Below are 23,592 nucleotides of genomic sequence, written 5' to 3'. Positions count from 1 at the left end.
TCGCCCGAACCAGGCGCCGACTCCCGCGTTGCGCCGCCACTTTCAGCGGCGCTGGCCGACACCGCTAGTGGACCAAAGTCTTATATCTCATCGGGGTTTCAACCAGTACGCTAAGGCATCAGTGGTCCACTTTCCGGAGCGACTGCGCGTTCGCGCTGTCATATGGTCAACCCTAACCAATTCGTTGCGGTGGTCGACGATGACGAGTCGGTCTGCCGAGCCATCAAGCGTTTGCTGCATTCCGAAGGTATCAGGGCGGAGACGTTTTGCAGCGGTGACGAGTTCTTGAATGCGCTTGTGGCAATTCCGTCGTATCGGCCTGCCTGCGTGATTCTGGATGTCCAGATGCCGGGAACCAACGGCCTGGAAGTCCAGCGTCAGCTCGCGCAAATGGGCGTGCCGGTCATCGTGATTACCGCCTATGACGATCTCTCCGTCCGCCAGAGCGCGCTCGCGGCCGGTGCGGCCGCGTATCTGCGCAAGCCTTTCACCAGCGCGATTCTGTTCAAGGCGGTCGAGGTGGCCATCGGCGGTCCGCCGACACCCTGAAGGCGCGTCTTCGCGCCGGATGATATGAGACCAAGGTCCGATTGTCGCCGTTTCTTCGGACCACCAAACTGAACTCAGTCAACGCGTCGAACCGAACACCGGCTGCGCCGCACCGAATTCGAAACCGGGCAGGTTGCGGCGCGTGCGTGCCTTTGCGCGTGCGATGCGCCGCGCGGAGTGCGGCAGCGTTCAAGGATAAAAGCGGGAGCGCACGTAATGAAGTCAATTTCGGTTTGTCTCGCGATTCTTCTCGGTACCGCTGCGATGCAGGTGGGCGCGGCGGACTTCGACGGCAGCAAGCGGCTGATCTGCGCGACGATCGACGCGCACGCCTGCGATCCGGGCATCGCCTGCACGCGCGCGTTGCCCGCGGATCTCGGTCTGCCGAAATTCCTGACTCTCGATTTCGACAAACGCGCGGTCGTCGGTCCCGCGCGCACGACGCCGATGCTGTCGGTCACCAAGGAGGCGGATCAGCTCCTGATCCTCGGCAATGAGTTGGGCTTTGGCTGGACGCTGGTCGTCGATTCGACGGACGGCGAGATGACGCTGACGATCGCGAACAGAAACGATGCCTTCGTGCTGTTCGGCAACTGCACGCCTTTGTGATCAGGCGGAGTGCGCGATGAAAACCGTACCCGTGTCCCTGGTCTCGCCGCGGCCGGATTCTCGCGGCGCTCTGCCATTGCTCGCCGTCGTCGCGGCGCTGACGCTGCTCACGTTGCTCGCGTCGTGCAAGAAGGCGCCACCGCCGCCGGTCGCCGCCGCGCCGGAAGTGACCGTGATGACCGTGACGCAACAGGACACGCCGGTCGACTTCGAATTTACCGCGCAAACGCAGAGTTCGCGTGAAGTCGAGATCCGCTCGCGGGTGGACGGCTTCCTCGACAAGCGCATGTACACCGAAGGCGCGTTGGTCAAGACGGGACAAACGATGTTCCAGATGGACCGCAAGCCGTTCGAGGCCGCGCTGCGGACCGCGAAAGGGCAACTGGCCCAGCAGCAGGCGCGTCTCGAAGTCGCCAAGGCCAATCTCGCGCGCGTGGTGCCGTTGGCGGCGCAGAACGCGTTGAGCAAGAAGGATCTCGACGACGCGGTCGGCAACGAGAAGCAGAGCGCCGCCGCGGTGATCGCCGCCCAGGGCGAAGTCGACACCGCACTGCTGAACCTCGGCTACACGACGATCAAGTCTCCGCTGAACGGCCTGTCGAGCTTCGCGCGTCTGCAGGATGGCAGCTACGTGACGGCGACCTCGAACGGTTTGCTGACCTACGTGTACCAGCTCGATCCGATGTGGGTGAACTTCAGCATCTCCGAGAACGAGATGCTGAAGTACCGGGATGACATCGCGGCAGGACGTCTGCGATTTCCCGCGCACGACGATTTCTCCGTGCATCTGATTCTCGCCGATGGCTCGCCCTATGCCGAGCAAGGCCAGATCAACTTCGCGAACCCGGCGTTCAATACCGAAACGGGAACCTTCCTCGTGCGCGCGACCTTCGAAAACCCGAAGGGCATCTTGCGCCCCGGCCAGTTCGTGCGGGCCCGCGTTTCCGGCGCGATCCGGCCCAATGCGACGCTCGTGCCGCAGCGCGCGGTGTTGCAGGGCGCGAAGAGCAACTTCGTGTGGGTCGTCGATAGCGACTCGAAGGCGCATCAGCGCGTCGTCGAAGTCGGCGACTGGCAGGGCGATAACTGGTTTGTTTCCGACGGACTCAAGGCGGGCGAGCGCATCGTCGTGGACGGCGCGCTGCGCGTTACCGCGGATTCGCAGCTGAAAATCATCAAAACCCTGGCGGCCGGCGGGAAAAGCCAGGCGGCGGTGGCGACCGCTGCATCGCAAGGCGCCGCGGCAGCGCCCGCCGCCGAGTGACGGGGCAGTCGCCATGAACATTTCGCGCTACTGCATCGATCGGCCGATTTTCGCGTCGGTCATTTCGATCGTCATCACGCTCGGCGGCGCATTGGCGATGTTCTCGCTGCCGGTCGCGCAGTATCCCGACATCACGCCGCCGCAAATCACGGTGTCCGCCACCTATCCGGGCGCCAGCGCCGAGGTCGTCGCGAACAATGTCGCCGCACCGATCGAGCAGCAGGTCAATGGCGCGGACAACATGATCTACATGAACTCGTCGAGTTCGTCGACCGGCAGTATGACGCTCAACGTGTACTTCCAGATCGGCACGAACCCCGAACTGGCCCAGGTCGACGTGCAGAACCGCGTGAATCTCGCGCTGCCGCAACTGCCGCAATCGGTCCAGGCGCAGGGCATTCAGGTACAGAAAAAGTCACAAGCGTTCATGATGGTGATCGCGATCTATTCGCCCACCAACCGCTACGATTCGACGTATATCGCGAACTTTACGAACATCTACGTGCTTGACGCGATCAAGCGGATTCCGGGCGCGAATCAGTCGAGTATTTTCGGCAATCCAGACTACGCGATGCGCATCTGGCTGAAGCCCGACCGAATGGCGCAGCTCGGCGTGACGGCCGCCGACGTGCAACGGGTCGTCGCGAACCAGAACCAGCAGTTCGCGGTGGGCAGTATCGGACAGTCGCCGACCAGCGGAGAGGTCCAGCAATCGTTCGCGGTCACGACCACGGGGCGCCTCGCCGAGCCTTCGCAGTTCGACAACATCATCGTGCGCGCCGCGAACGGCGGCGCGGCGATCGTGCGGCTCAAGGACATCGGCCGCGCCGAGCTCGGCCAGAAAGACTACTCGATTCGCAGCCGCTTCCAGGGCAAGCCGGCCACCGTGCTCGCCGTGTATCAGCAGCCGGGCGCCAACGCGCTCGACGTGGCGAAGCAGGTGCGCACGACACTCGCGGAACTGAAGAAGTCGTTTCCGGAAGGCATGACCTACGAAATCGCGATGGACACGACCGAGTTCACGCGAGCGTCGATCTCGGACGTGATCCATACGTTCTTCGAAGCGCTGGTGCTCGTCGTGATCGTCGTGTTCGTATTCCTGCAAAGCCTTCGCGCGACGCTGATTCCGATCATCGCGGTGCCGGTGTCGATCGTCGGCACCTGCATGTTCATGCTGCTGCTGGGCTTTTCGATCAACATGCTGACCTTGTTCGGCATGGTGCTCGCGATCGGTATCGTCGTCGACGATGCGATCGTCGTGATCGAGAACGTCGAGCGCAACATGACGGTGTACAAGCTGTCACCGAAAGACGCCTCGAAGAAGGCGATGGACGAAGTCGCCGGCCCGGTCGTGGCGATCGTGCTGGTGCTGTGCGCGGTGTTCGTGCCGGTCGCGTTTCTCGGCGGCATCACCGGCCAGATGTACAAGCAGTTCGCGATCACGATTGCGATCTCGGTGGTGCTGTCCGGCATCGTCGCACTGACCTTGTCGCCGGCGCTCGCCGCGTTGCTGCTGAAAAGCACGCACCACGAGAAGAAGGGCTTTTTCCGCTGGTTCGACAATCAGTTCGCCCGCATGACGTCGGGCTATACACGCGCGGTCAAGCTCATCATCAAGCGCTTTGTCATGGGGCTCGTGTTCTTCGCGGCGATGATCGCGCTGGCGGTGCTGATGGTGCGCTCGATTCCGTCGGCGTTCCTGCCGCCTGAAGACCAGGGTTATCTGCTCGGCGCGGTCATCATGCCGGACGCGGCTAGCCTCGACCGCACCGGCCAGGTGTCGCAAGTCATCACTGACTATTTCATGAAACAGGAGGCGGTCGGCAGCATCACCACGGTCGATGGTTTCAGCCTGCTCGACAGCCAGAACAAGAACAATGCCGGCACCTTCTTCGTCGGTCTGAAGAGCTTCGACGAACGCTATACGCGCGCCAACCGCGCGACGCAGAACGCGCGCCAGGTGCTGCTCGACGCGTATCGCCACTTCGCGAACGTCCAGGAGGGCATTATTCTGCCGGTCAACCCACCGTCGATTCCGGGGCTCGGCACGACGGGCGGCACGGAGGTGTGGATTCAGAGCAAGGGCGACGCGACCATCACACAGCTTGCGGGCGTGACCGACCAGTTCGTGCAGAAAGCGCGGGCGCGCAAGGAGTTGACCGGCGTCACGATGACGTTCAATGCGGCGTCGCGGCAACTGCTGGTCAACGTGGATCGCGACAAGTCGGAGACGCTCGGCGTGCCGGTCGAAGACGTCTATAGCGCGATGCAGACGATGTTCGGCTCGCTGTACGTATCGCAGTTCAATCGTTCGAGCCGGCTGTGGCAGGTGATCCTGCAGGCGGAGCCGCGGTATCGCCTGAAGCCTACTGATCTCGATCAGATCTTCGTGCGCAGCACGAACGGCACGATGGTGCCGATCAAGTCGGTGGCAAGCTACCGCTTTACGACGGGCCCGGACCTCGTCACGCGATTCAATAATTTCCCGGCCATCAAGGTCACGGCGAACGCCGCGCCGGGCTACAGCTCCGGACAGGTGATCTCGACGCTGGAACAGATCGCCGCGCAGATGCCGGAAGGCTACGACGTGGCATGGAGCGGCGAAGCATTCGAGGAACGGCAGTCGGGCGGCACGTCCGGGCTCGTCTTCGTATTCGGTCTCGTGATGGTGTTCCTGATCCTCGCCGCGCAGTACGAGAAGTGGTCGCTGCCGGTCGGCGTGCTGATGGCGGTGCCGTTCGCGCTGTTCGGCGCGCTGCTCGCGATCATGCTGCGCGGCCTGTCCAACGACGTCTACTTCCAGATCGGTTTGACGATGCTGGTCGCGCTCGCCGCGAAGAACGCGATCCTGATCTTCGAATTCGCGGTGCTCAATCGCGAGACCGGCGCCTCGGTGTTCGACGCGACGATGACCGCGGCGGAAGAACGGCTGCGCCCGATCGTGATGACCTCGCTCGCGTTCATTCTCGGCTGCGTGCCGCTCGCGATCGCGACGGGCGCGTCGGCCAACAGCCGTCATTCGATCGGCACCGGTGTGATCGGCGGCATGTTGGGCGCGACGGCGATCGCCGTATTCTTCATCCCGATGTTCTATTACCTGCTCGAAACCATGTCGTCGCGCTCGAAGGGTGGCAAAAAGCCGACGCCGGGCGTGGAGCCCAGCGGCGGCGCAGGACGCGAACCCTCGGCGGTGCCGGGGCCCGGTGCGTCGAGCGAGGCGCCGTCCGCGCCGCAGGAAGGTGAATGAGATGCACGGCACTGCACCGGCGCGTTTGCTCGCATCCGTCATGCTGCTCGCGCTGAGCGGATGCCTGCTAGGCCCCAACTACCAGCGCCCGGCGGTCGACGTGCCGGCCACTTATCGTTTCGCCCAGGGCGAGGCCGCGGGCATCGCCAACGCCGTGTGGTGGGAGCAGTTTCAGGACCCGGTGCTCGATCAGCTGATCGCCGCCGCGCTGCAGGACAATCGCGACGTGAAGGTCGCGGCCGCGCGGGTCGACGAGTTTCGCGGGCAGTTCGTGACCACGCGCTCCGGACTGTTCCCGCAGCTTTCGGCAGGCGCCGACGCGTCGCGTCAACGGGTCTCGCAGGACGAAGGCGTGCCGGTGCCGAAGGGCGTGAGCCCCGTCTACAACCAGTTCGACGCGACGCTGGCGGTGTCCTGGGAACTCGATCTGTTCGGCAAGGTGCGCCGGGAAACCGAGGCGGCACGCGCGAATCTGCTCGCAAGCGAAGAGGGCCGCCGCGCCACGATTCTGACGCTGGTGAGCTCGGTCGCGTCGGCCTACATCAATCTGCGCAGTCTGGACCAGCAGCTAACGATCGCGAAGGAGACCGTGCAAAGCCGCGCTGAATCGGTGCGCGTGTTCGAGGCGCGCTTCCGCTACGGCGAGGTCTCGCAGATGGAACTCGCGCAAAGCCAGTCGGAGTATCAAGCCGCGCAAGTCACGATTCCGCAGCTCGAAGCGCAGATCGCCCAGCAGGAAGACGCATTGTCGGTGTTGATCGGCAGGAATCCCGGCGCGATACTGCGCGGCCGTGAGCTGTCGCAGATGGGCACGCCGCCGATTCCCGAGGGGCTGCCGTCCGATCTGCTCGAACGCCGTCCCGACCTGCTGGAGGCCGAGCAGACGCTGGTCGCGCAAAACGCGCTGATCGGGGCGGCGCGCGCGCTGTACTTCCCGTCGATTTCGCTGACCGGGCTGTTCGGTTCGGTCAGCGCGCAGTTCTCGAATCTGTTCACCGGCCCGGCGCGCGTGTGGTCGTTTGCCGGCAGCGTCACGCAGCCGATCTTCACGGCGGGCAACATCACCGGCCAGGTGCACCAGGCCGAAGCGCGCCAGCAGGAATCGCTGTACTCGTACGAAAAGGCGATCCAGGTAGCGTTCCAGGAGGTCGAGGACGCGCTCATCTCCGTGCAGAAGACGCATCAGGCACTCGATGCGCAAAACCTCCAGGTCGAGGCGCTGCACACCTATGCGCACCTCGCGCGGCAGCGCTACGAAGGCGGCTATACGAGCTACATCGAAGTGCTCGATGCGGAGCGCAGCCTGTTCAACGCGCAACTGAACTATGCGCAAACTCAAGGCGCGGTGCTGACCTCGTACGTCACGCTCTATAAGGCGACGGGCGGTGGCTGGGTGGCCGAGGCGGAAAAACTGACGGCGCCGCCGCCCGCGCCGCAAAACTCGCCGGCGATGGCGCCGGTCTCGCAGAACGCGCCCGCGCCGGCTGGAACGTCGGGTGCAGTGGAGGCGAGATGACGGGCAACGAGCTGATTGCGTGCGAAGAGTGCGACCTGCTTCAACTCGGCGCGCCGCCGGCCGCCGGCAATGCGTTGCGCTGCCAGCGTTGCCGCGCGGAGCTCAGGCGCGGACGCTCGAACGGGCCGGAGTATGCGCTCGCGTTCTCGTGCGCGTCCGCGGTGCTGCTCGTGATCTCGAACGTGTTTCCGATCGTCGGTCTGTCGCTGAACGGCCATGTCGTGCAGACGACGCTCGCGGGTTCGGTGCGCATGCTGTACAGCCACGGCTCGTGGCCGCTCGCCTTGCTGGTCGGCCTCACGACGATCGTCACGCCGGTGCTGCAAACCGCGGCGATGCTGTGGCTGCTGCTGCCGCTGCGCTTCGGGCGCGTGCCGTGGCGGCCGGCCGAGTGCTTTCGTCTGTTTCAGCTCGCGCGGCCGTGGGGCATGACCGAGGTGCTGATCCTCGGCTTGCTGGTCGCGCTGGTCAAGCTCGCGCATATCGCCAAGGTGGTGCCGGGCACTGCGCTGTGGTCGTTCATCGCGCTGATGCTGCTGCTCGCGGCCGCGGCGGCGACCTTCGATCCGCATGAGGTGTGGGCGCGCATCACGGCAGCGCGTGGCGCGCAGGCGTGGCAGTTGCCGCCGATCCGCGTGCGCCGCAACGCCATCACGGCGTCTGCCTACGGGCTCGTGCTGTGCGAAGAATGCGGCCTGCTGCTCAAGCAGCCCAGCGGCGCGGTCAAGCACGTCTGTCCGCGCTGCAAGGCGCCGTTGCACCAGCGCAAGCCCGCGAGCCTGTCGCGCACGTGGGCGTATCTGGTGGCCGCGATGGTGCTCTACATTCCGGCCAACGTGCTGCCCGTGATGGACACGAGTTCGCTGTTCGGCACGCAGAAGGACACGATCCTGAGCGGCGTGGTGTATCTGTGGGTATCGGGCTCGTGGCCGCTCGCCGTGCTCGTATTCATCGCGAGCATCGTCGTGCCGATGCTGAAGATTCTCGGCATCGGGTATCTCGCGCTGTCGACCCAGCTTCGTTGGCAATGGCTGCCCGGGCAGCGCACGCGGATCTATCGCCTGATCGAGCTGATCGGTCGCTGGTCGATGCTCGACATCTACGTGATCACGATGCTGGTCGCGCTGGTGCAATTCCAGGCGCTGGCGACGATCAAGGCGGGGCCGGCGGCGATCGCGTTCGGCGCGGTCGTCGTGCTGACCTTGCTCGCCGCGATGGCGTTCGATCCGCGCCTGATGTGGGACGCTTTGGAGACCGAACGTGTCCACTCCGACTGAAGAGCCCGAACTGCCCGCCGCGGAGCCGGTGCCGCGCTCGCGCTGGCGGATGCAACTGGTCTGGCTCGTGCCGATCGTGGCGATACTGATCGGCGGTTGGCTGGCGGTGAAGGCGGTGATGGAGCGCGGCGAGCAGATCAGCATCAGCTTCAAGACCGGCGACGGTCTCGAAGCGGGCAAGACGAAGCTCAAGTTCAAGGACGTCGATATCGGCGTGGTCGAAGCGGTCTCGCTGACGCCGGACCACAAGCGCGTGGTGGCCAAGGCCGAGGTGACGCGCGACGTGTCGGACCTGCTCGTCGACAACACGCGCTTCTGGGTCGTGCGTCCGCGCATTTCGGGCGGTACGGTGTCGGGGCTCGGCACGCTGCTGTCGGGCTCGTATATCGACGTCGACGTCGGCAATTCGCCAAAAGCGCGCCGCGGTTTCGTCGGCCTCGAGGAGCCCCCCGTGATCGCGAGCGACGTGCCGGGGCACGAGTACACGTTGCACGGCACGGGACTCGGCTCGCTCGACGTGGGTACGCCCGTGTTTTTCCGCAGAATTCAGGTGGGCCAGGTCGCGTCGTACCAGTTGGACCCCGACGGCCACGGCGTCACGGTGAAGGTCTTCGTCAACGCGCCGTATGACCGCTTCGTCAGAACCGACACGCGCTTCTGGCACGCCAGCGGTGTCGACATGTCGTTCGACAGCAGCGGCTTGCGCGTCGAAACGCAGTCGATCGTGTCGATCATCATCGGCGGGATCGCGTTCGAATCGCCGCCCGATTCACAGGTAGAGACGAGCGCCGATACCAGCACCCGGTTCGAGCTGTACACCACGCGCGCCGACGCGATGAAGATGCACGATCGCATCGTCGTCAAATACGTGGTGAACTTCGCGGATTCGGTGCGCGGTCTGACAGTTGGCGCGCCGGTCGATTTCCGCGGCGTCGAAATCGGCGAAGTGACGGCGATCTACACGCGCTTCGATCCGGACACCCGCCGCTTCAGCAGTCCGGTCGAGATCAATCTCTATCCGGAGCGGTTCACGTCGCGCTATCAGAACGACGGCGCCGGCGGACACCTCACCAACGACCCGCGCGGTCTCGCGAACTATCTGGTCGAGCACGGCTTCCGCTTCCAGTTGAGAACCGGCAATCTGCTGACCGGCCAGCAGTATCTCGCGCTCGACTATTTCCCCGACGCGCCGAAGGCGTCGATCGACTGGAGCAAGACGCCGCCCGAAATGCCCGCGATTCCGCGCACGCTGCAATCGCTGCAGGAATCGGTCACGCGACTGCTCGCCAAGATCAACAACATACCGTTCGAGGATATCGGCAAGGACGCGCGCTCGACGCTGCGCACCACCAACGCGATGCTCGGGCAGCTCAACACGCAGGTCGTGCCGAAAGCGCGCGACACGCTGCTGTCCGCGCAATCGACGCTCGATTCCGCGAATGCCGCGCTGCAGCCCGACTCGTCGCTGCAGCAATCGACGGAGGACGCAATGCGTGAATTGACTCGCACCGCTGCCTCGCTGCGCACGCTGGCCGACTATCTGGCGCAGCATCCGGAATCGCTCGTGCGCGGCAAGTCCGAGGACAGGAAGCCATGACAGATGCGATGCGCCGCTTCGCGGCCGGCCTGATGCTCGCGCTCGCCGGCGCTCTGCTCGGCGCCTGCAAGTCGCCGGCGACGAACTTCTACACGCTGAGCCCCGACGAGTCGTTGAGCAGCACCGGCGCGAGCCGGCCGATCGCGGCGGTGATCGGTCCGGTCACGATACCCGAGATCGTGGACCGGCCGCAGATCGTCACGCGGATCGCTAACAACGAGGTCGCGGTCAACGAATTCGACCGCTGGGCGCAGCCGCTCGGTGGCGACATCGGCCGCGTGATCGCGGCTGATCTCGGCGCGCTGCTGAACTCGCAGCAGATTTCGGTATTCGATGCGGTACGCGATCCGTCCGTCGTCTGGCGCGTGAGGATCGACGTGATGCGCTTCGAGTCCGTGCCGGGGCGCGACGTCACCGTCGACGTGCTGTGGGCCGTGCGGCCGCCCGGCAAGGTCCGCGCCGTCACCGGCCGCTCGGTTGCGCGCGAGAGCGTATCCGGTCCCGGATTCGAGCCGATCATCGCCGCCCACGATCGCGCGCTCGCCTCGGTGAGCCGCGATATCGCCGCAGCGGTGCAGGCGAAACCCGTTCAATGAGACGTCGCGCTGCGTCACGTCGACACGCGCCGCGCCCGAACCCGTGCGCTGCACCGGGTCGCGCGCATAATAAGACCTTGGTCCGATTGCTAGAGCTCTGGCCCAACTCCACGATTCAATCAATGCACGGCGCGTGCCTCGGCACCGATCGTGACGCGCACCTTTCAGGAGTCTTCCGATGGACGCTGAAACGCTGTTGTCACAAAGCCAGGACATTGCCTCGAAAATCACCCACGTGCTACAGAAGCGCACGCAAATCGCCCAGCGGCATCTGAATGAACGGGTCACCGAAACGCTGGGGCTCGATCACGATGGCGCCCCGACCGCAAGCGCGATGCCCGCGCCATTCGATCCGCTCAGTGCGTGGCAATACACGGTAGATGCCGCGCAGCGCTCGCTGCTGTTCTGGGACACGCTGTACCGGCGCGGCAACGAGTTCGTCGAACGCAGCGTCAGCGGTCCCACGCCGGTGCTGCATTTCGAGTACGACATGGTGCTGGACGGCCGCAAGTTCGAACGGCCGGTCAACTATGCGCTGCTGCAACTTCGTCCGCTCGAAGGCGTGGGCGTGGACGTGCGCAAACGCCCGTATCTGATCATCGATCCGCGCGCGGGGCACGGCCCCGGCATTGGCGGCTTCAAGGACGATTCGCAGGCGGGCATCGCGCTGCGCGCGGGCTATCCCGTCTACTTCGTGGTGTTCTTTCGCGACCCCGAGCCCGGTCAGACCCTGCTCGACGTGTGCAACGCCGAGCAGCTATTCGTGCGCAAGGTGCGCGCGCTGCATCCCGACAGTCCGAAGCCCGCGATCATCGGCAATTGCCAGGGCGGCTGGGCGGCGATGATGCTCGCCAGCTCCGACCCCGAGGAGACCGGCCCGATCGTCATCAACGGTGCGCCGATGTCGTACTGGAGCGCGGCCTGGAGCGAAGGCGAGGGCGACAACCCGATGCGTTACGCGGGCGGCATGCTGGGCGGCGCGTGGCTCGCGTCGTACGCGGCGGATCTTGGCAACGGCAAGTTCGACGGCGCGTATCTGGTGGAGAACTTCGAGAACCTGAATCCCGCCAACACGTTCTGGGACAAGTACTACCACCTGTTCTCGAACGTCGATACCGAGCCGCCACGCTTTCTGGAATTCGAGCGCTGGTGGGGCAGCTACTACCTGATGAATCGCGAGGAGATCGAATGGATCACGCGCAACCTGTTCGTCGGCAACAAGCTGTGGTCCGGCGGAGTGACGAACAGCAGCGGCCAGGCTTTCGATCTGCGTGAAATCCGCTCGCCGATCATCCTGTTCGCGTCGATGGGGGACAACATCACGCCGCCTCAACAGGCGTTCAACTGGGTGGCGGACCTTTACGGCAGCACCGAGGAGATCAAGTCGCGCGGCCAGGTGATCGTCGGTCTGACGCACCAGAACATTGGGCATCTGGGCATTTTCGTGTCCGGGAAAGTCGCGAAGAAGGAGCACAAGCAGATCATGTCCGTGCTCGAGACCATCGAAACCTTCCCGCCGGGACTCTACGGCATGACCATCAACGAGGCCAGCAACGCGGCCGGGGAGATCGAATACGAAGTCGAATTTCATGAGCGGCGGCTCGAGGAGATTTCCGCGCATCTCAACCGCTTCGGCCGCATCGACGAAAAGCCGTTCGAAGCGGTCGCCGCGGTGTCCAATCTGAATCAGCGCATGTATGAACTGCTCGCGCAGCCGTTCGTGCGGGCGATGTCGAACGAAACGAGCGCCCGCCTGCTGCGCCAGTTTCATCCGCTGCGCTGGCAGCGCTGGGCCGTGTCCGCGATGAACCCGTGGCTTGGCTGGCTGCCGGCGGCCGCGCAGTCGGTTCGTGAGAATCGCCAGCGGGCCGCCGCCGATAACCCGTGGAGCAAGCTCGAACACAACGGCTCGCAAATGTTCAGCGCGTCGCTGGACTATTACCGCGCGATGCGCGACGCGGGGACCGAGGCCAGCTTCTTCAGCGTGTACGCGAATCTGTATGCGACATATCTGAGCAAGCCGACCGCCGATGGCGTGGCCGCGCAAGCCGGCGCGATCGATCCGCGCGAGCTGCCGTTCGTGCGCACGGCGTTGCAGGCGATCGGCGACGGCGGCTACACGGAGGCACTCGCGCGCGCGGCCTATCTGTTGTCGCGCAAGGGCGGGTCATTACCGCTCGCGCGCCTGGAGATGCGCAAGGAGATCGCCGAAAGTTACGCGGAGTACCTGCCCGACATCAGCCCCGATCACTGGCGGCGGATCCGGGGCGAGCAGGAAATCATCGTCAGCTTCGAACCGGACGAGTCGATAGCCACGCTGCCGAAGCTGCTTTCCCACAGCGAGGACCGCGAGCGCTTTCTACAACTGCTCGACAAGCTGGCGAGCGACGAGCGCGTGTTGAACACCGCGCCCGACGCCGCGCAAAAGGAGGCGTTCGAACGCATCCGCGCGGTGCTGGGTTCGGGCGTGAGCCGCAAGCGCAACGCACGTTTGCCGGACCCCACTCGCACGTGAGCAACTGGCGCGATGCGCGGCAGGACGCAAGCGTGACGGAACCGTGCGCACGGCGCCCGTATGCACGGCTCCCGTATGCACGGCTCCCGTGTGCACGGCTCCCGTGTGCACGGCTCCCGTCAGCATGGCGTGCCACGCGTCACGAATCCAACGCACCGTACACACGAGGAATACGCAGATGGAAAAGCACGCGAAGTATCAGCGTCTGATCGATTTCTGCCGGACGCTGCCGGCGATGCCGACAGCGGTCGCGCATCCGTGCGACCAGAGTTCGCTCAATGGCGCGGTCGAAGCAGCCGGGATGGGACTGATCGCGCCGCTGCTGGTCGGGCCGCGCGCGCGCATCGAAGCGACTGCCGCCGAACACGGCATCGACATTTCGAACTTCACGATCGTCGATGCGCCGCATAGCCATGCCGCCGCGGCAGCAGCCGTGCAACTGGTGCGCGAAGGCAAGGCGGAGGCCCTGATGAAAGGCAGCCTGCATACGGACGAGCTGATGGCCGAGGTGATTCGCCGCGACATCGGCCTGCGCACCGAGCGGCGCATCAGCCATTGCTTCGTGATGGACGTGCCCGGGTACGAGAACGCGCTGATCATCACCGACGCCGCGATCAACATCTTGCCGACGCTCGAAGAGAAGGTCGACATCCTCCAGAACGCGATCGATCTCGGGCATGCGCTGAAATTTGACGAAGTCCGCGTGGCGATCCTGTCCGCGACCGAGAGCGTCAATCCGAAAATTCCATCGACGGTGGAAGCGGCGGCGCTGTGCAAGATGGTGGACCGCGGGCAGATCACCGGCGGGCTCGTCGACGGTCCGCTCGCACTCGACAACGCGATCAGCATCGAAGCCATGCGCATCAAGCAGATCGAGTCGCGGGTGGCCGGTCGCGCGAATGTATTGATGGTGCCGGACCTCGAAGCGGGCAACATGCTCGCGAAAAGCCTGTCGTTTCTCGCCGGCGCGGACGCGGCGGGCATCGTGCTCGGCGCGCGCGTGCCGATCATTCTGACGAGCCGCGCGGATTCTCTGTCGACGCGTCTCGCGTCGTGCGCGGTCGCCGCGTTGGTGGCCAAGGCACGGCGCGAGGCCGGCAAGGTGGTCGGGTGACGTCATGGCGGATGTGATCCTCGTATTGAACGCAGGTTCGTCGAGCCTCAAGTTCAGCGCCTTCGACGCGCAACAAGCGCAACTCGAGCTCATTTTGCGCGGTCAGATCGAAGCGCTCTACACGAGCCCGCGTTTTCGCGTGACGGACCGCGACGGTAATGCCAGCTCGCACGAATGGGGCGATGGCCATCGGCTCGGCCATCAGGGCGCGATCGAATATCTGGGCGGTTTTTTGCGCGACCACGGCGGCGGCAATCAACTGAAGGCGGTCGGGCATCGCGTCGTGCACGGCGGGCAGCGCTTTGCCGGCCCCGTCCTCGCGACCTCCGAGGTGATCGATCAGCTGGACAGCCTGAGCCCGCTCGCGCCGCTGCATCAGCCGCATAACCTGACCCCGATCCGCATCCTCGCGCAGCTGCGTCCCGACCTTCCACAGGTCGCGTGCTTCGACACCACGTTTCATCGCACGCAGACCGAGACCGCGCAGGCCTATGCGCTGCCCCCGTCGATTACCGACCGCGGCGTGCGGCGCTACGGTTTTCACGGGCTCTCATACGAATACATCGCGAGCGTGCTGCCGGAGATCGCGCCGGCCGCGGCGGCGGGGCGCACCGTCGTCGCGCATCTGGGCAACGGCGCGAGCATGTGCGCGATGGTCGCGGGCAAGAGCGTGGCGAGCACGATGGGCTTCACGGCGGTGGAAGGCCTGCCGATGGGCACGCGTTGCGGCAGCCTCGACCCCGGCGTGATGCTCTATCTGCTCGACGAGCTGAAGATGGATACGCAGTCGATCGCGGACCTCATTTACAAGGGCTCGGGGCTGCTCGGCATGTCGGGCATCTCGGGCGACATGCGCGTGCTGCTCGACAGCGACGACCCGCGTGCCCGCTTTGCGATCGACGTCTACACCTACCGCATCGGGCGCGAACTCGGCAGTCTCGCCGCGGCGATGCAAGGTCTCGACGCACTGGTGCTGACGGCCGGCATCGGCGAGCACGCCGTCGCGATTCGCGAGCGCATCGTGCGCGATGCCGCGTGGCTCGGCGCCGAACTCGACGAAGCCGCCAATCGGGCGGGCGGCCCGCTGATCACCCGCGCCTCGAGCAGGCTGCCGGTCTGGGTCGTGCCCACCAACGAGGAACTGATGATCGCCCGCCATACGCGCGCTGTCGCCCCATAGAGGAGTTTCACCATGTCCGTCGAGCAACCGAGTTTGATTCTGCGAGGAGCGAAGGCCCTCGTGACCGGCGTCGCCAACGAGCATTCGATTGCATACGGATGCGCGAAGGCGTTTCACGACCTCGGCGCGAGCGTTGCGCTCACCTATGCGAACGACAAGGCGCTTCCTTATGTGGAACCGATAGCCAAAGCACTCGACGCCGAGATCTTCATGCCGCTCGACGTAACGGGCGAGGACGAAATGGAGGCCGTGTTCGACCGGATCGAGAAGACATGGGGAAGCCTCGATATTCTCGTTCACGCCGTTGCATGGGCGCCGAAAGCGGATCTGCAGGGCGGCTTGCTGCGATCGTCGCGCGAGGGCTTCCTGAGCGCGATGGACATCTCCTGCCATTCGTTCGTGCGGATGGCGCGCCTTGCCGCGCCGCTAATGAAAGACGGCGGCACCATGCTGACGATGAGCTACTACGGCGCGAACAAGGTCGTGCCGAACTACAACCTGATGGGCCCCGTCAAGGCGGCGCTCGAAGCCTGCGCGCGCTATCTGGCGTTCGAGCTGGGACCGAGGGGCATCCGCGTGCACGCGATTTCTCCCGGGCCGCTGCAGACCCGCGCCGCTTCGGGCCTGAAGGATTTCGAGCTGCTGCTCAACGAAGCGGTGCAGCGCGCGCCGCTCGGCGAACTCGTCGACATCATGGATGTCGGCTATACCTGTGCGTTTCTGGCCACGCCGTATGCCCGGCGGGTGTCCGGTTCTACCTTGTATATCGACGGCGGATTGAACATCGTGGCATAGGGCCTGTTCACGCTAATAACGGGCTTGCGCTGGCCGCCAGAAGGGCCGAGCGCAAGGATTGCGACGCAACGAATACTCGACGTATTCGCAAGGAGCATGACGCGGCGATCGGCCCTTCTGGCGGCCAGCGCCTTGAAGGTTTTTTTAAAACAGGGGAACGTGCCTTTGCGCCCGTATTGCGGCGTCGGTCGTCGCTTGTTTGGCTCGGCCAAACGGCGCTCCTCTCTCCTTGCACTACGCGCGCAAAGGCACGTTCGCAAGCCCGTTATTAGCGTGAACAGGCCCTATGGTCTGGAGGAGTAAGCATCATGGCTGAACTGTTTCTTGGAAACGTCGAGGAAAGCGTCTCCGACGAAGAGATCGGCGAGTTCCTGATTCGCTACGGGTTCCCGCGCTTCAGCTCGATCCAGCGGGTGCACGGCACGGGCTCGCGGCCAGGCGCGGTGGTCGTCTTCGACGACGTGTCCGCGGACGGGCTGCGCATACTGCAAAGCCGCGTCCATAACCTGTTCTGGAAGAACCACACGATCGTCGCGCAACTGCTGCCGGAGCGCGACGAATCGTGACGGGCGACGGGAGCCGGGCATGGGTCTGCTGTCGCGGTGGCTGACCAGGCGCAACGCTTCCGAAGAGAGCGACGATCAGCAGACGAAGGAAATCGTCGAGCGGATCGTCGGGCTCTGTCCGTCGTTGCGGCTCGCGCGCAATTATGCGTTGCGCCTGCGGCCCGCCGTGCAACACACGACCGCCTATCTGCTCCGGCTCGCCGATGAAGTGCCGCCGACGCGCGAAGCGAACGCGGCGGCGTGGGCGACAGACCCGTATATCCACGCCTTTTTCGCCACACCCGACGACGTCTGCCCGGTCTTCAACCGCTCACACGAGCTGAACACGTTCTTCAGCGACCATCCCGCTGCCGATCAGGTATTCGCGGTGCTCGGCATGGCCATGGACGAGCGGCGTATTTTCGGCGTCGGGCAACACGGCGAAACGACGCAAACCGATCTCGCGCAGACGACCATCAACTTCAGCGATCACCAGGTGCGCGTGTGCGAAGAATCCGAAGCCGCGTTGCGGCGCCAGATCGTGTTGCGGATCGTCGATCAGCTCGTGCTCGAAGCCCTCGGCAAGATCGAGGCCGACACCTCGCGGCAGGACGAATTGCAACGCGAAAGGGCGCTGCTGAAAACGCGCCTGACGATTCTCGAACGGCAAGGGGCGGGCGTGCGCTCGCTGCTTGGTAGCGACGCGACGTCGAATTACGCGGAAGTGGCGAAGCTGCAGGCGCAGATCGAAGAGAACGATCAGGCTCTGGCGCAGTTGGGCCTGAAGACAGAGGCGCTGGAGCGGCATCTCGACGTGATGTGCGGTGTACTGGAGGCGCCGGATGCGCATTTCTACGTGCGCAAAAGCATCTACCGGCTCGACCGGATGAACGTCGTCCTGGGAGAGGGAGATACGCGGCCCGCGCACGAAATCGAGTTTCGCCTTGCGCGTCTGCCGGCGAGTCCCAATGCGATACGGGTTTTCTCGACGGTGCGTTTTCGACGCGCGGACTTTACGCCTCCCCTCAGCGGCCTCGCGCAAGCGCACCGCCTGATCTGACGCGAGCCATGCTCGCTATTTGCCGGCGACCGGCTCCACGGAGATGGCCACGGCCTCGGTATAGACCGCTTGTATCTGGTCGCCTTTTTTGATCCGCTTGAGCTGTTCGGGATCCTGCACGATCAGATCCACCGTGTTGCCTTGCGGGCCTTTCAGCGTGACCGCGCCGCTCTGGTGATTGACCGCGATGACGTTAGCCATGATCGTGACTTCGCGCGAGGCCGAGCCGCCGGGTTTCGCGCCCGCCGGTGTGCGTTCGAGCGTCTGCGTTTCGTTGGCGGTCAGCGGCGCGTTGCCTTTTTTCAGCATGATGGTCAGAGCCTGCGAATACTCGGCCTTGACCACGTCGCCGACCTTGATCTGATCGAAGTTGCGCGCTTCCTCGCCGACCACGACCTGCACGACCTTGCCCTTCGGGTCCTTGAGCAAGACGGTGCGCGTTGCCGGCTCGACGCCGACGACCGTCGCGGTCGTTTTGACCATGCCCGACACGGTGACTTTGCCGGGCTCGCTCTTGACCGTGACGGGTGCCTCCGTCTGAGCGAACCCCGTATTCGCGAGACACACGAGCGCCGCCGCGATGATCAGTTTGCGGTTAATCATTCTGCTCTCCTTGCGCGATCAATTGACCGTGTAGCCCCGCCCCGACATGCAGGCGGCGAAAGCGCGATTGAACGTGTCCATCGAGCCCTGCGTTTGCGACTGCGATTGTGCCGCGGCCGCGCGCCGGTTCTGCCGCGCGCGCGACCCGCCGACCATCGTGCCGGTCGCCGCGCCGATCGCCGCGCCCTTGCCGGCGTCGCCCGCAATCGCGCCGATGATCGCGCCGCCGGCCGCGCCGCGCGCGGCGCCCTGCACGCGCTCGCCGCCTCCCACCGCGGGGCCGGAAGGCGGGGGCGGGGCATTGGCGACCATGGTCGGGTCGATGCCGGTATTGCTCTTCGCCCACGAATAGCAGGCGCCTTCGTCCTGCTGCTGTTGCTGCGGGCTTTGCCCTCTGGCCGGATAGGCAATCGGCCTCGATTGCGCCAGGCCTTCCAGCGATAGCGACGCGCTCAACGCGGCGACAACGGCATATTTCGTAGACTTGTTCACGACAGCTCCTTGCGTGGGCACACGCGGGTGCGAGTCGCCGGCTTCCTGTTTGCTCAGGCGTGAGGGCGCAACCGGCACCCGTGAATGGGAATTCTGGTGGGACCGGTTGCCGCGCGGTGGATGCGCAGCAATGGCAGGTTCGCGTTCATCATGGTGTCGCGGGCCTGTCGCGCGCAATCGGACCAAGGTCGTATTTGCAATTTCGTCCATGGTTTCCAAACTGTATTCATGCGACAGGTGCAGGTCGTTTTCATTGCTTCGGACAACTGTCTGTCAAAGATCATGGCCATGCCGCCCGGGGCCGCTGACGAAGCGCAAGGGGAAGCATCGATGGACCGCGATTCGCGTGCTCGTACACGCATCATCCCGATTGCAACGGCGCTCGACGACGAGGCGAAGCGCGCGCGACGCATCAACCATGTACTGGGCGCCGCGCTTCTGGCGTGCTGCGGCGCGTTCTCCACTGCGGTGTCGCTGGCGCAGGCGCCGGCCGCGAACGCCCCGGCGAACGCGGCCCCGAACGCACCCGTTTCCGCGGCGACGCTCGACAAGCTCGTCGGACCGATCGCGCTATATCCGGACGACCTGATCGCGATCATTCTTCCTGCCTCCACCTATCCCGTCGAAATCGTGCAGGCCGATCGCTTTCTCGACCAGTACAAAAACGATAAGTCGCTCAAGCTCAACGACGCGTGGCACGATCCGGTGAAGGCGCTGCTGAATTACCCCAGCATCGTCAAGAACATGAGCACCGATCTCGACTGGACGATCAATCTCGGCGAGGCCGTCGTTGCCGATCAGGGCTCGGTGCTCGAAGCGATTCAGCGCTTCCGGCGGCAAACGCAGTCGGCGGGGCATCTGAAATCCGACGACAAGCAGGTCGTGGTCGTCGAGAAGGAAGTGATCAAGATCCAGCCGGCCGATCCGCAGGTGATCTACGTGCCGCAGTACAACCCGCAGACCATCGTGGTGGCCAGTGCGCCCGTGACCTACGCCTACGCGCCCACGCCCTATCCGGCCTACTACTATCCGTACGCGCCCGGCGCCGCGCTCGCGACGGGGCTGATCTGGGGCGCGGCGATTACCGCCGCCTGGAACGGCGGGCACTATGAAACGCATTACGGAGGCGGCGGCAACAACAACATCAACATCAACCGCGAAAGAAACGTCGAACGCGGCGATAGAAACGTCGAGCGCGGCGATAGGAACGTCGAGCGCGGCAATATCAACACGGGCGACATCAACCGCGGCGGTGGTCGCGGGCAGGGAGGGGGCACCTCCGCGTGGACCTCGGACAAGAAGCCGGGCCAGGTCAGCGGTATCTCGGATCGCTCGGCGCGCACGCAACGGGTCGGCGATCCGCCGTCGCGCGGCGGCGGCGCGGGTGCAGGCGCGGGCGCGGGCGCGGGCGGTGGGTTGGCGGGCGGCAACCGCGGCGGCGCGGGCGGCGGCGCAAACTATGCAGGTGGCGGCGCGGGTGGCGGCGCCGGCGCAAACTTCGCGGGCGGCGGTGCTGGCGCGCAAGGGCGGCCGCAGCCGTCCCAGCGTCCGACGGCGTCGGCGGGCACACGCGAGGTGAGTCAGCGCGCGTCGCCCGGGGGCGGCGGCGATGCGTTCAGCGGCTACGGCTCGGCGCGCGACGCGCAAGCCAACAGCGCGCGCGGCGCGGCGAGCCGTCAGTCGACGCGTGGCGGCGGAAATTCCGGTGGCGGTGGGTTCTCCGGCGGTGGCGGCCGTGGCGGTGGCGGTGGTGGATTCTCGCCGCGGCCCGGCGGTGGCGGTGGCGGTGGCGGCCGCGGCGGCGGACGGCGATAAGGAGCAGCCATGAGCGGACAAAGCATCACCGGAAAGCGCCCACGCGACGATTCGCGGCGACGTGTGGCCACATCGCGCCGGCTGTGCGCGATGGTGCTCGCGCTGTCGATTCCGTTGGCCGCGCTCGCCGCGGGGCAGCGCACTTTCGCCACCCCGGAAGACGCGGTCGCCGCGCTGTCCAGCGCACTGAAGACCGACGACGAAGCGTCGCTCGTCGCGATCTTCGGCGAAGCGCACAAGAGCCTCGTGGTATCGCCGGATCAGGCGGAGAACGAGGCGAACTGGGCCAAGGCGAGCAAGGAGCTCGAGGCCTATCACGTGCTCGACGACAGGGGACCGAACCGGCGGATTCTGCTGGTCGGCGACGAGGCGTGGCCGATGCCGATACCGATCGTCAAAGAGGACGGCACCTGGCGCTTCGCCACCGAGCAGGGCGAAGAAGAACTGATCAATCGACGGATCGGCGCCAACGAACTCGAAGCGATCAAGGTGCTGCACGCTTATATCGACGCGCAGCGTCAATACGCGTCGCGCGACCGCAACCACGACGGCCTGCTCGAATACGCGCAGAAGCTGGCCAGCACACCCGGCAAGCAGGACGGTCTCTACTGGCCCACCGACGAAAACAGCGACGAAGAAGAGAGTCCGTTCGGCCCGCTCGTCGCCGCGAGTTCCGAATATCTGAAAGGCCACGCGGCGGGCGATCCTTACCGGGGCTACCATTTCCACATCCTGACGCGGCAGGGCAAGAACGCGCCGGGCGGCGCGTTCAGCTACGTGATCAACGGCCACATGATCGCGGGTTTCGCGATGGTCGCTTACCCGGCGCGGTACGGCGCGAGCGGCGTGATGACCTTCGTGGTCAGCAACAACGGCGTCATCTACCAGAAGGACCGTGGCGCGCACGCGCCGCCTGTGACCGAGTTCAATCCGGATCACACGTGGCAGCGCGTCAAGGATTCGCTCTGAGCCGCTCCGGGTTGGCTGAGGCGATGGCCGTACAGCGCGCCCGTGCTTCCGTCAGGTCCGCTTCCGTACTCGAGGCGCTACGTTGAACCATCCACAGAGCGTCACCGGCCGCGCGTCTTCCACGCCACCCGCGCGCGGGTGGCGCTGCGCGTTTCCTCCCGCGCAGTGGCTGCGAAGCTATCAGCCTCGATGGCTCGCGAAGGACGCGGTCGCCGGCGTGACGCTCGCGGCTTATGGCATTCCGGTATCGCTCGCCTATGCGTCGCTCGCCGGCTTGCCGCCGCAATACGGCATCTACGGCTATCTGGTCGGCGGCCTCTGTTATGCGCTGTTCGGCTCGTCGCGCCAGCTCGCGATCGGCCCGACCTCGGCGATCTCGATGCTCGTCGGCGTGACGCTCGTGCCGATGGCCGGGGGCGACCCGTCGCGCTGGGCTTCGATCGCGGCGCTCACGTCCGTGCTGATCGCGTGCATGTGCGTGATCGGCTGGCTGCTGCGCTTGAGTTCGCTCGTCAGCTTCATCAGCGAGACGATCCTGCTCGGCTTCAAGGCGGGCGCCGCGCTGACGATCGCGATGACCCAGCTGCCGAAGCTGTTCGGGGTGAAAGGCGGCGGCGAATTCTTCTTCGAACGGATCGCCGTGCTGTGGGGGCAGCTTCCGCTGACCAACCTCGGCGTGCTCGGTTTCGGCCTCGTTTGCATCGCGTTGCTGCTGCTCGGCGAAAAGTTTTTGCCGGGGCGTCCGGTGGCGCTCGCCGTCGTCGCTGCCTCGATCGTCGTGCTGTCCGTCACGCCGCTGGCCAGCCGCGGCTTCACGCTCGTGGGCGCGCTGCCTCAAGGCTTGCCTGAATTCCGTCTGCCCGGGCTGCGGCTGCGCGATGTCGACGGCATCGTTCCGCTGGCGTTCGCGTGCCTGTTGCTGGCATACGTCGAGAGCGTTTCGGCCGCGCGCGCGCTCGCGCAGGCACATGGTTACGAGATCGACGCCCGCCAGGAATTGCTGGGTCTTGGCGCAGCCAATCTGGCCGCGGGATTGTTCCAGGCCTTCCCGGTTGCGGGAGGGCTTTCGCAATCGTCGGTGAACGACAAGGCCGGCGCGAAAAGCGCGCTTGCGCTGGTATTCGCGTCGCTGGCGATCGGCTTCTGTCTGATGTTCCTCACCGGACTGCTCGCGAATCTGCCCAACGTCGTGCTGGCGGCGATCGTGCTCGTGGCCGTGAAGGGCCTCGTCGACGTCGGCGAACTGCGTCACGTGTGGCGCGTGAGCCGCTTCGAATTCGCGATTTCGATGGTGGCGTTCGCGGCGGTGCTGTTGTTGGGCATCCTGAAGGGCGTCATCGTCGCGGTGCTCGTGTCGATGCTGCTGATCATCCACCGCGCCGCGCATCCGCATGTCGCGATGCTCGGGCGTATTCCCGGCACGCGCTATTTCTCGGATCTCGAACGTCATGCCGAGAACGAGACGATTGCGCATGTGCTGGCGGTGCGTGTCGAGGCGTCGTTGCTGTACTTCAACGTCGAGCACGTGCGCGAGACGATCTGGCGCATGATCCACGCCGCACCCGAACCGGTCCGGCTCGTGATTTGCGATCTGTCCGCATCGGCGGTCGTCGATCTGGCGGGCGCGCGCATGCTCGAAGCGATGCACGGCGCGCTGGAGGCCGCGGGCGCCGCGATGAAGGTCGTCGGCGCGCACGCGGACGTGCGCGACATGCTGCGCGCCGAGGGGCTCGAAGTTCGTGTCGGCCACATCGGCCGACGCGGCTCGGTGGCCGACGTCGTCGACGCATTCCAGCAAAACGGCGATTTCGCGGACGACGCGAATCGCGGATGAACTCGAGGAGAAACC

At 65.2% G+C, this 23,592-nt stretch carries 19 protein-coding genes; 17 read left to right on the top strand and 2 right to left on the bottom strand.

What is annotated here, in order from left to right:
* Window positions 1-162 precede the first annotated feature (162 nt).
* The 14 genes from OKW35_RS46655 (at window position 163) to OKW35_RS46590 (ending at window position 17,864) form a co-directional block, all read left to right on the top strand.
* Complete coding sequence (locus OKW35_RS46655; RefSeq protein ID WP_184061877.1) at window positions 163-549, top strand: response regulator transcription factor; 387 nt, start codon at window positions 163-165, stop codon at window positions 547-549.
* Window positions 550-765: 216 nt separating this feature from the next.
* Window positions 766-1,158: a hypothetical protein gene (locus OKW35_RS46650; RefSeq protein WP_090808966.1), complete on the top strand. Its 393-nt coding sequence runs from the start codon at window positions 766-768 to the stop codon at window positions 1,156-1,158.
* Window positions 1,159-1,174: 16 nt separating this feature from the next.
* On the top strand, window positions 1,175-2,422 hold the full coding sequence (locus tag OKW35_RS46645; RefSeq protein WP_429555607.1) for an efflux RND transporter periplasmic adaptor subunit: 1,248 nt from the start codon (window positions 1,175-1,177) through the stop codon (window positions 2,420-2,422).
* 13 nt (window positions 2,423-2,435) lie between these two features.
* Window positions 2,436-5,669 (top strand): efflux RND transporter permease subunit, encoded by a 3,234-nt coding sequence (locus OKW35_RS46640; RefSeq protein ID WP_429555606.1) that lies wholly within the window; start codon window positions 2,436-2,438, stop codon window positions 5,667-5,669.
* Window position 5,670: 1 nt separating this feature from the next.
* Window positions 5,671-7,185 carry an efflux transporter outer membrane subunit gene (locus OKW35_RS46635; protein ID WP_429555605.1) on the top strand — a complete coding sequence of 505 codons (1,515 nt, stop codon included), beginning with the start codon at window positions 5,671-5,673 and terminating at the stop codon, window positions 7,183-7,185.
* Window positions 7,182-8,462 (top strand): paraquat-inducible protein A, encoded by a 1,281-nt coding sequence (locus tag OKW35_RS46630; protein WP_184061873.1) that lies wholly within the window; start codon window positions 7,182-7,184, stop codon window positions 8,460-8,462. The genes OKW35_RS46635 and OKW35_RS46630 overlap by 4 nt, the downstream gene beginning before the upstream one ends.
* Window positions 8,446-10,059: an intermembrane transport protein PqiB gene (locus OKW35_RS46625; protein WP_184061872.1), complete on the top strand. Its 1,614-nt coding sequence runs from the start codon at window positions 8,446-8,448 to the stop codon at window positions 10,057-10,059. The genes OKW35_RS46630 and OKW35_RS46625 overlap by 17 nt, the downstream gene beginning before the upstream one ends.
* Complete coding sequence (locus tag OKW35_RS46620) at window positions 10,056-10,655, top strand: PqiC family protein (RefSeq protein ID WP_184061871.1); 600 nt, start codon at window positions 10,056-10,058, stop codon at window positions 10,653-10,655. Before OKW35_RS46625 ends, OKW35_RS46620 begins: the two co-directional genes overlap by 4 nt.
* A gap of 178 nt (window positions 10,656-10,833) precedes the next feature.
* Window positions 10,834-13,170 carry a DUF3141 domain-containing protein gene (locus tag OKW35_RS46615; RefSeq protein WP_429555604.1) on the top strand — a complete coding sequence of 779 codons (2,337 nt, stop codon included), beginning with the start codon at window positions 10,834-10,836 and terminating at the stop codon, window positions 13,168-13,170.
* A gap of 124 nt (window positions 13,171-13,294) precedes the next feature.
* On the top strand, window positions 13,295-14,284 hold the full coding sequence (locus tag OKW35_RS46610; protein WP_429555884.1) for a phosphate acetyltransferase: 990 nt from the start codon (window positions 13,295-13,297) through the stop codon (window positions 14,282-14,284).
* Between the two features lie 4 nt (window positions 14,285-14,288).
* Complete coding sequence (locus OKW35_RS46605; protein WP_429555603.1) at window positions 14,289-15,464, top strand: acetate/propionate family kinase; 1,176 nt, start codon at window positions 14,289-14,291, stop codon at window positions 15,462-15,464.
* Between the two features lie 12 nt (window positions 15,465-15,476).
* Window positions 15,477-16,259: an enoyl-ACP reductase FabI gene (gene fabI, locus OKW35_RS46600; protein ID WP_429555602.1), complete on the top strand. Its 783-nt coding sequence runs from the start codon at window positions 15,477-15,479 to the stop codon at window positions 16,257-16,259.
* A 308-nt stretch (window positions 16,260-16,567) separates the two neighbouring features.
* The gene (locus OKW35_RS46595; protein ID WP_184061866.1) at window positions 16,568-16,825 is read left to right on the top strand and encodes an RNA-binding protein; all 258 of its coding nucleotides are present in this window, start codon (window positions 16,568-16,570) and stop codon (window positions 16,823-16,825) included.
* A gap of 19 nt (window positions 16,826-16,844) precedes the next feature.
* Window positions 16,845-17,864 carry a hypothetical protein gene (locus tag OKW35_RS46590; RefSeq protein ID WP_429555601.1) on the top strand — a complete coding sequence of 340 codons (1,020 nt, stop codon included), beginning with the start codon at window positions 16,845-16,847 and terminating at the stop codon, window positions 17,862-17,864.
* 15 nt (window positions 17,865-17,879) lie between these two features.
* Here OKW35_RS46590 and OKW35_RS46585 read toward each other — a convergent pair whose 3' ends face one another.
* Window positions 17,880-18,467: a hypothetical protein gene (locus tag OKW35_RS46585; RefSeq protein WP_429555600.1), complete on the bottom strand. Its 588-nt coding sequence runs from the start codon at window positions 18,465-18,467 to the stop codon at window positions 17,880-17,882.
* An 18-nt stretch (window positions 18,468-18,485) separates the two neighbouring features.
* Window positions 18,486-18,959 carry a glycine zipper family protein gene (locus tag OKW35_RS46580; RefSeq protein WP_184061863.1) on the bottom strand — a complete coding sequence of 158 codons (474 nt, stop codon included), beginning with the start codon at window positions 18,957-18,959 and terminating at the stop codon, window positions 18,486-18,488.
* A 330-nt stretch (window positions 18,960-19,289) separates the two neighbouring features.
* On the opposite strand from OKW35_RS46580, the gene OKW35_RS46575 reads away from it, so the two are divergent.
* The 3 genes from OKW35_RS46575 (at window position 19,290) to OKW35_RS46565 (ending at window position 23,577) form a co-directional block, all read left to right on the top strand.
* On the top strand, window positions 19,290-20,774 hold the full coding sequence (locus OKW35_RS46575; protein WP_429555599.1) for a DUF3300 domain-containing protein: 1,485 nt from the start codon (window positions 19,290-19,292) through the stop codon (window positions 20,772-20,774).
* A gap of 9 nt (window positions 20,775-20,783) precedes the next feature.
* Window positions 20,784-21,743 (top strand): DUF2950 domain-containing protein, encoded by a 960-nt coding sequence (locus OKW35_RS46570; RefSeq protein ID WP_429555598.1) that lies wholly within the window; start codon window positions 20,784-20,786, stop codon window positions 21,741-21,743.
* A gap of 82 nt (window positions 21,744-21,825) precedes the next feature.
* Window positions 21,826-23,577: a SulP family inorganic anion transporter gene (locus tag OKW35_RS46565; RefSeq protein WP_429555597.1), complete on the top strand. Its 1,752-nt coding sequence runs from the start codon at window positions 21,826-21,828 to the stop codon at window positions 23,575-23,577.
* The last annotated feature ends 15 nt before the right edge of the window (window positions 23,578-23,592 follow it).

Origin of the sequence: Paraburkholderia sp. MM5477-R1 (genome assembly GCF_050436385.1) — a bacterium.
Classification (GTDB): domain Bacteria; phylum Pseudomonadota; class Gammaproteobacteria; order Burkholderiales; family Burkholderiaceae; genus Paraburkholderia; species Paraburkholderia tuberum.
This window is presented reverse-complemented; position numbering and strand designations above follow the sequence as displayed.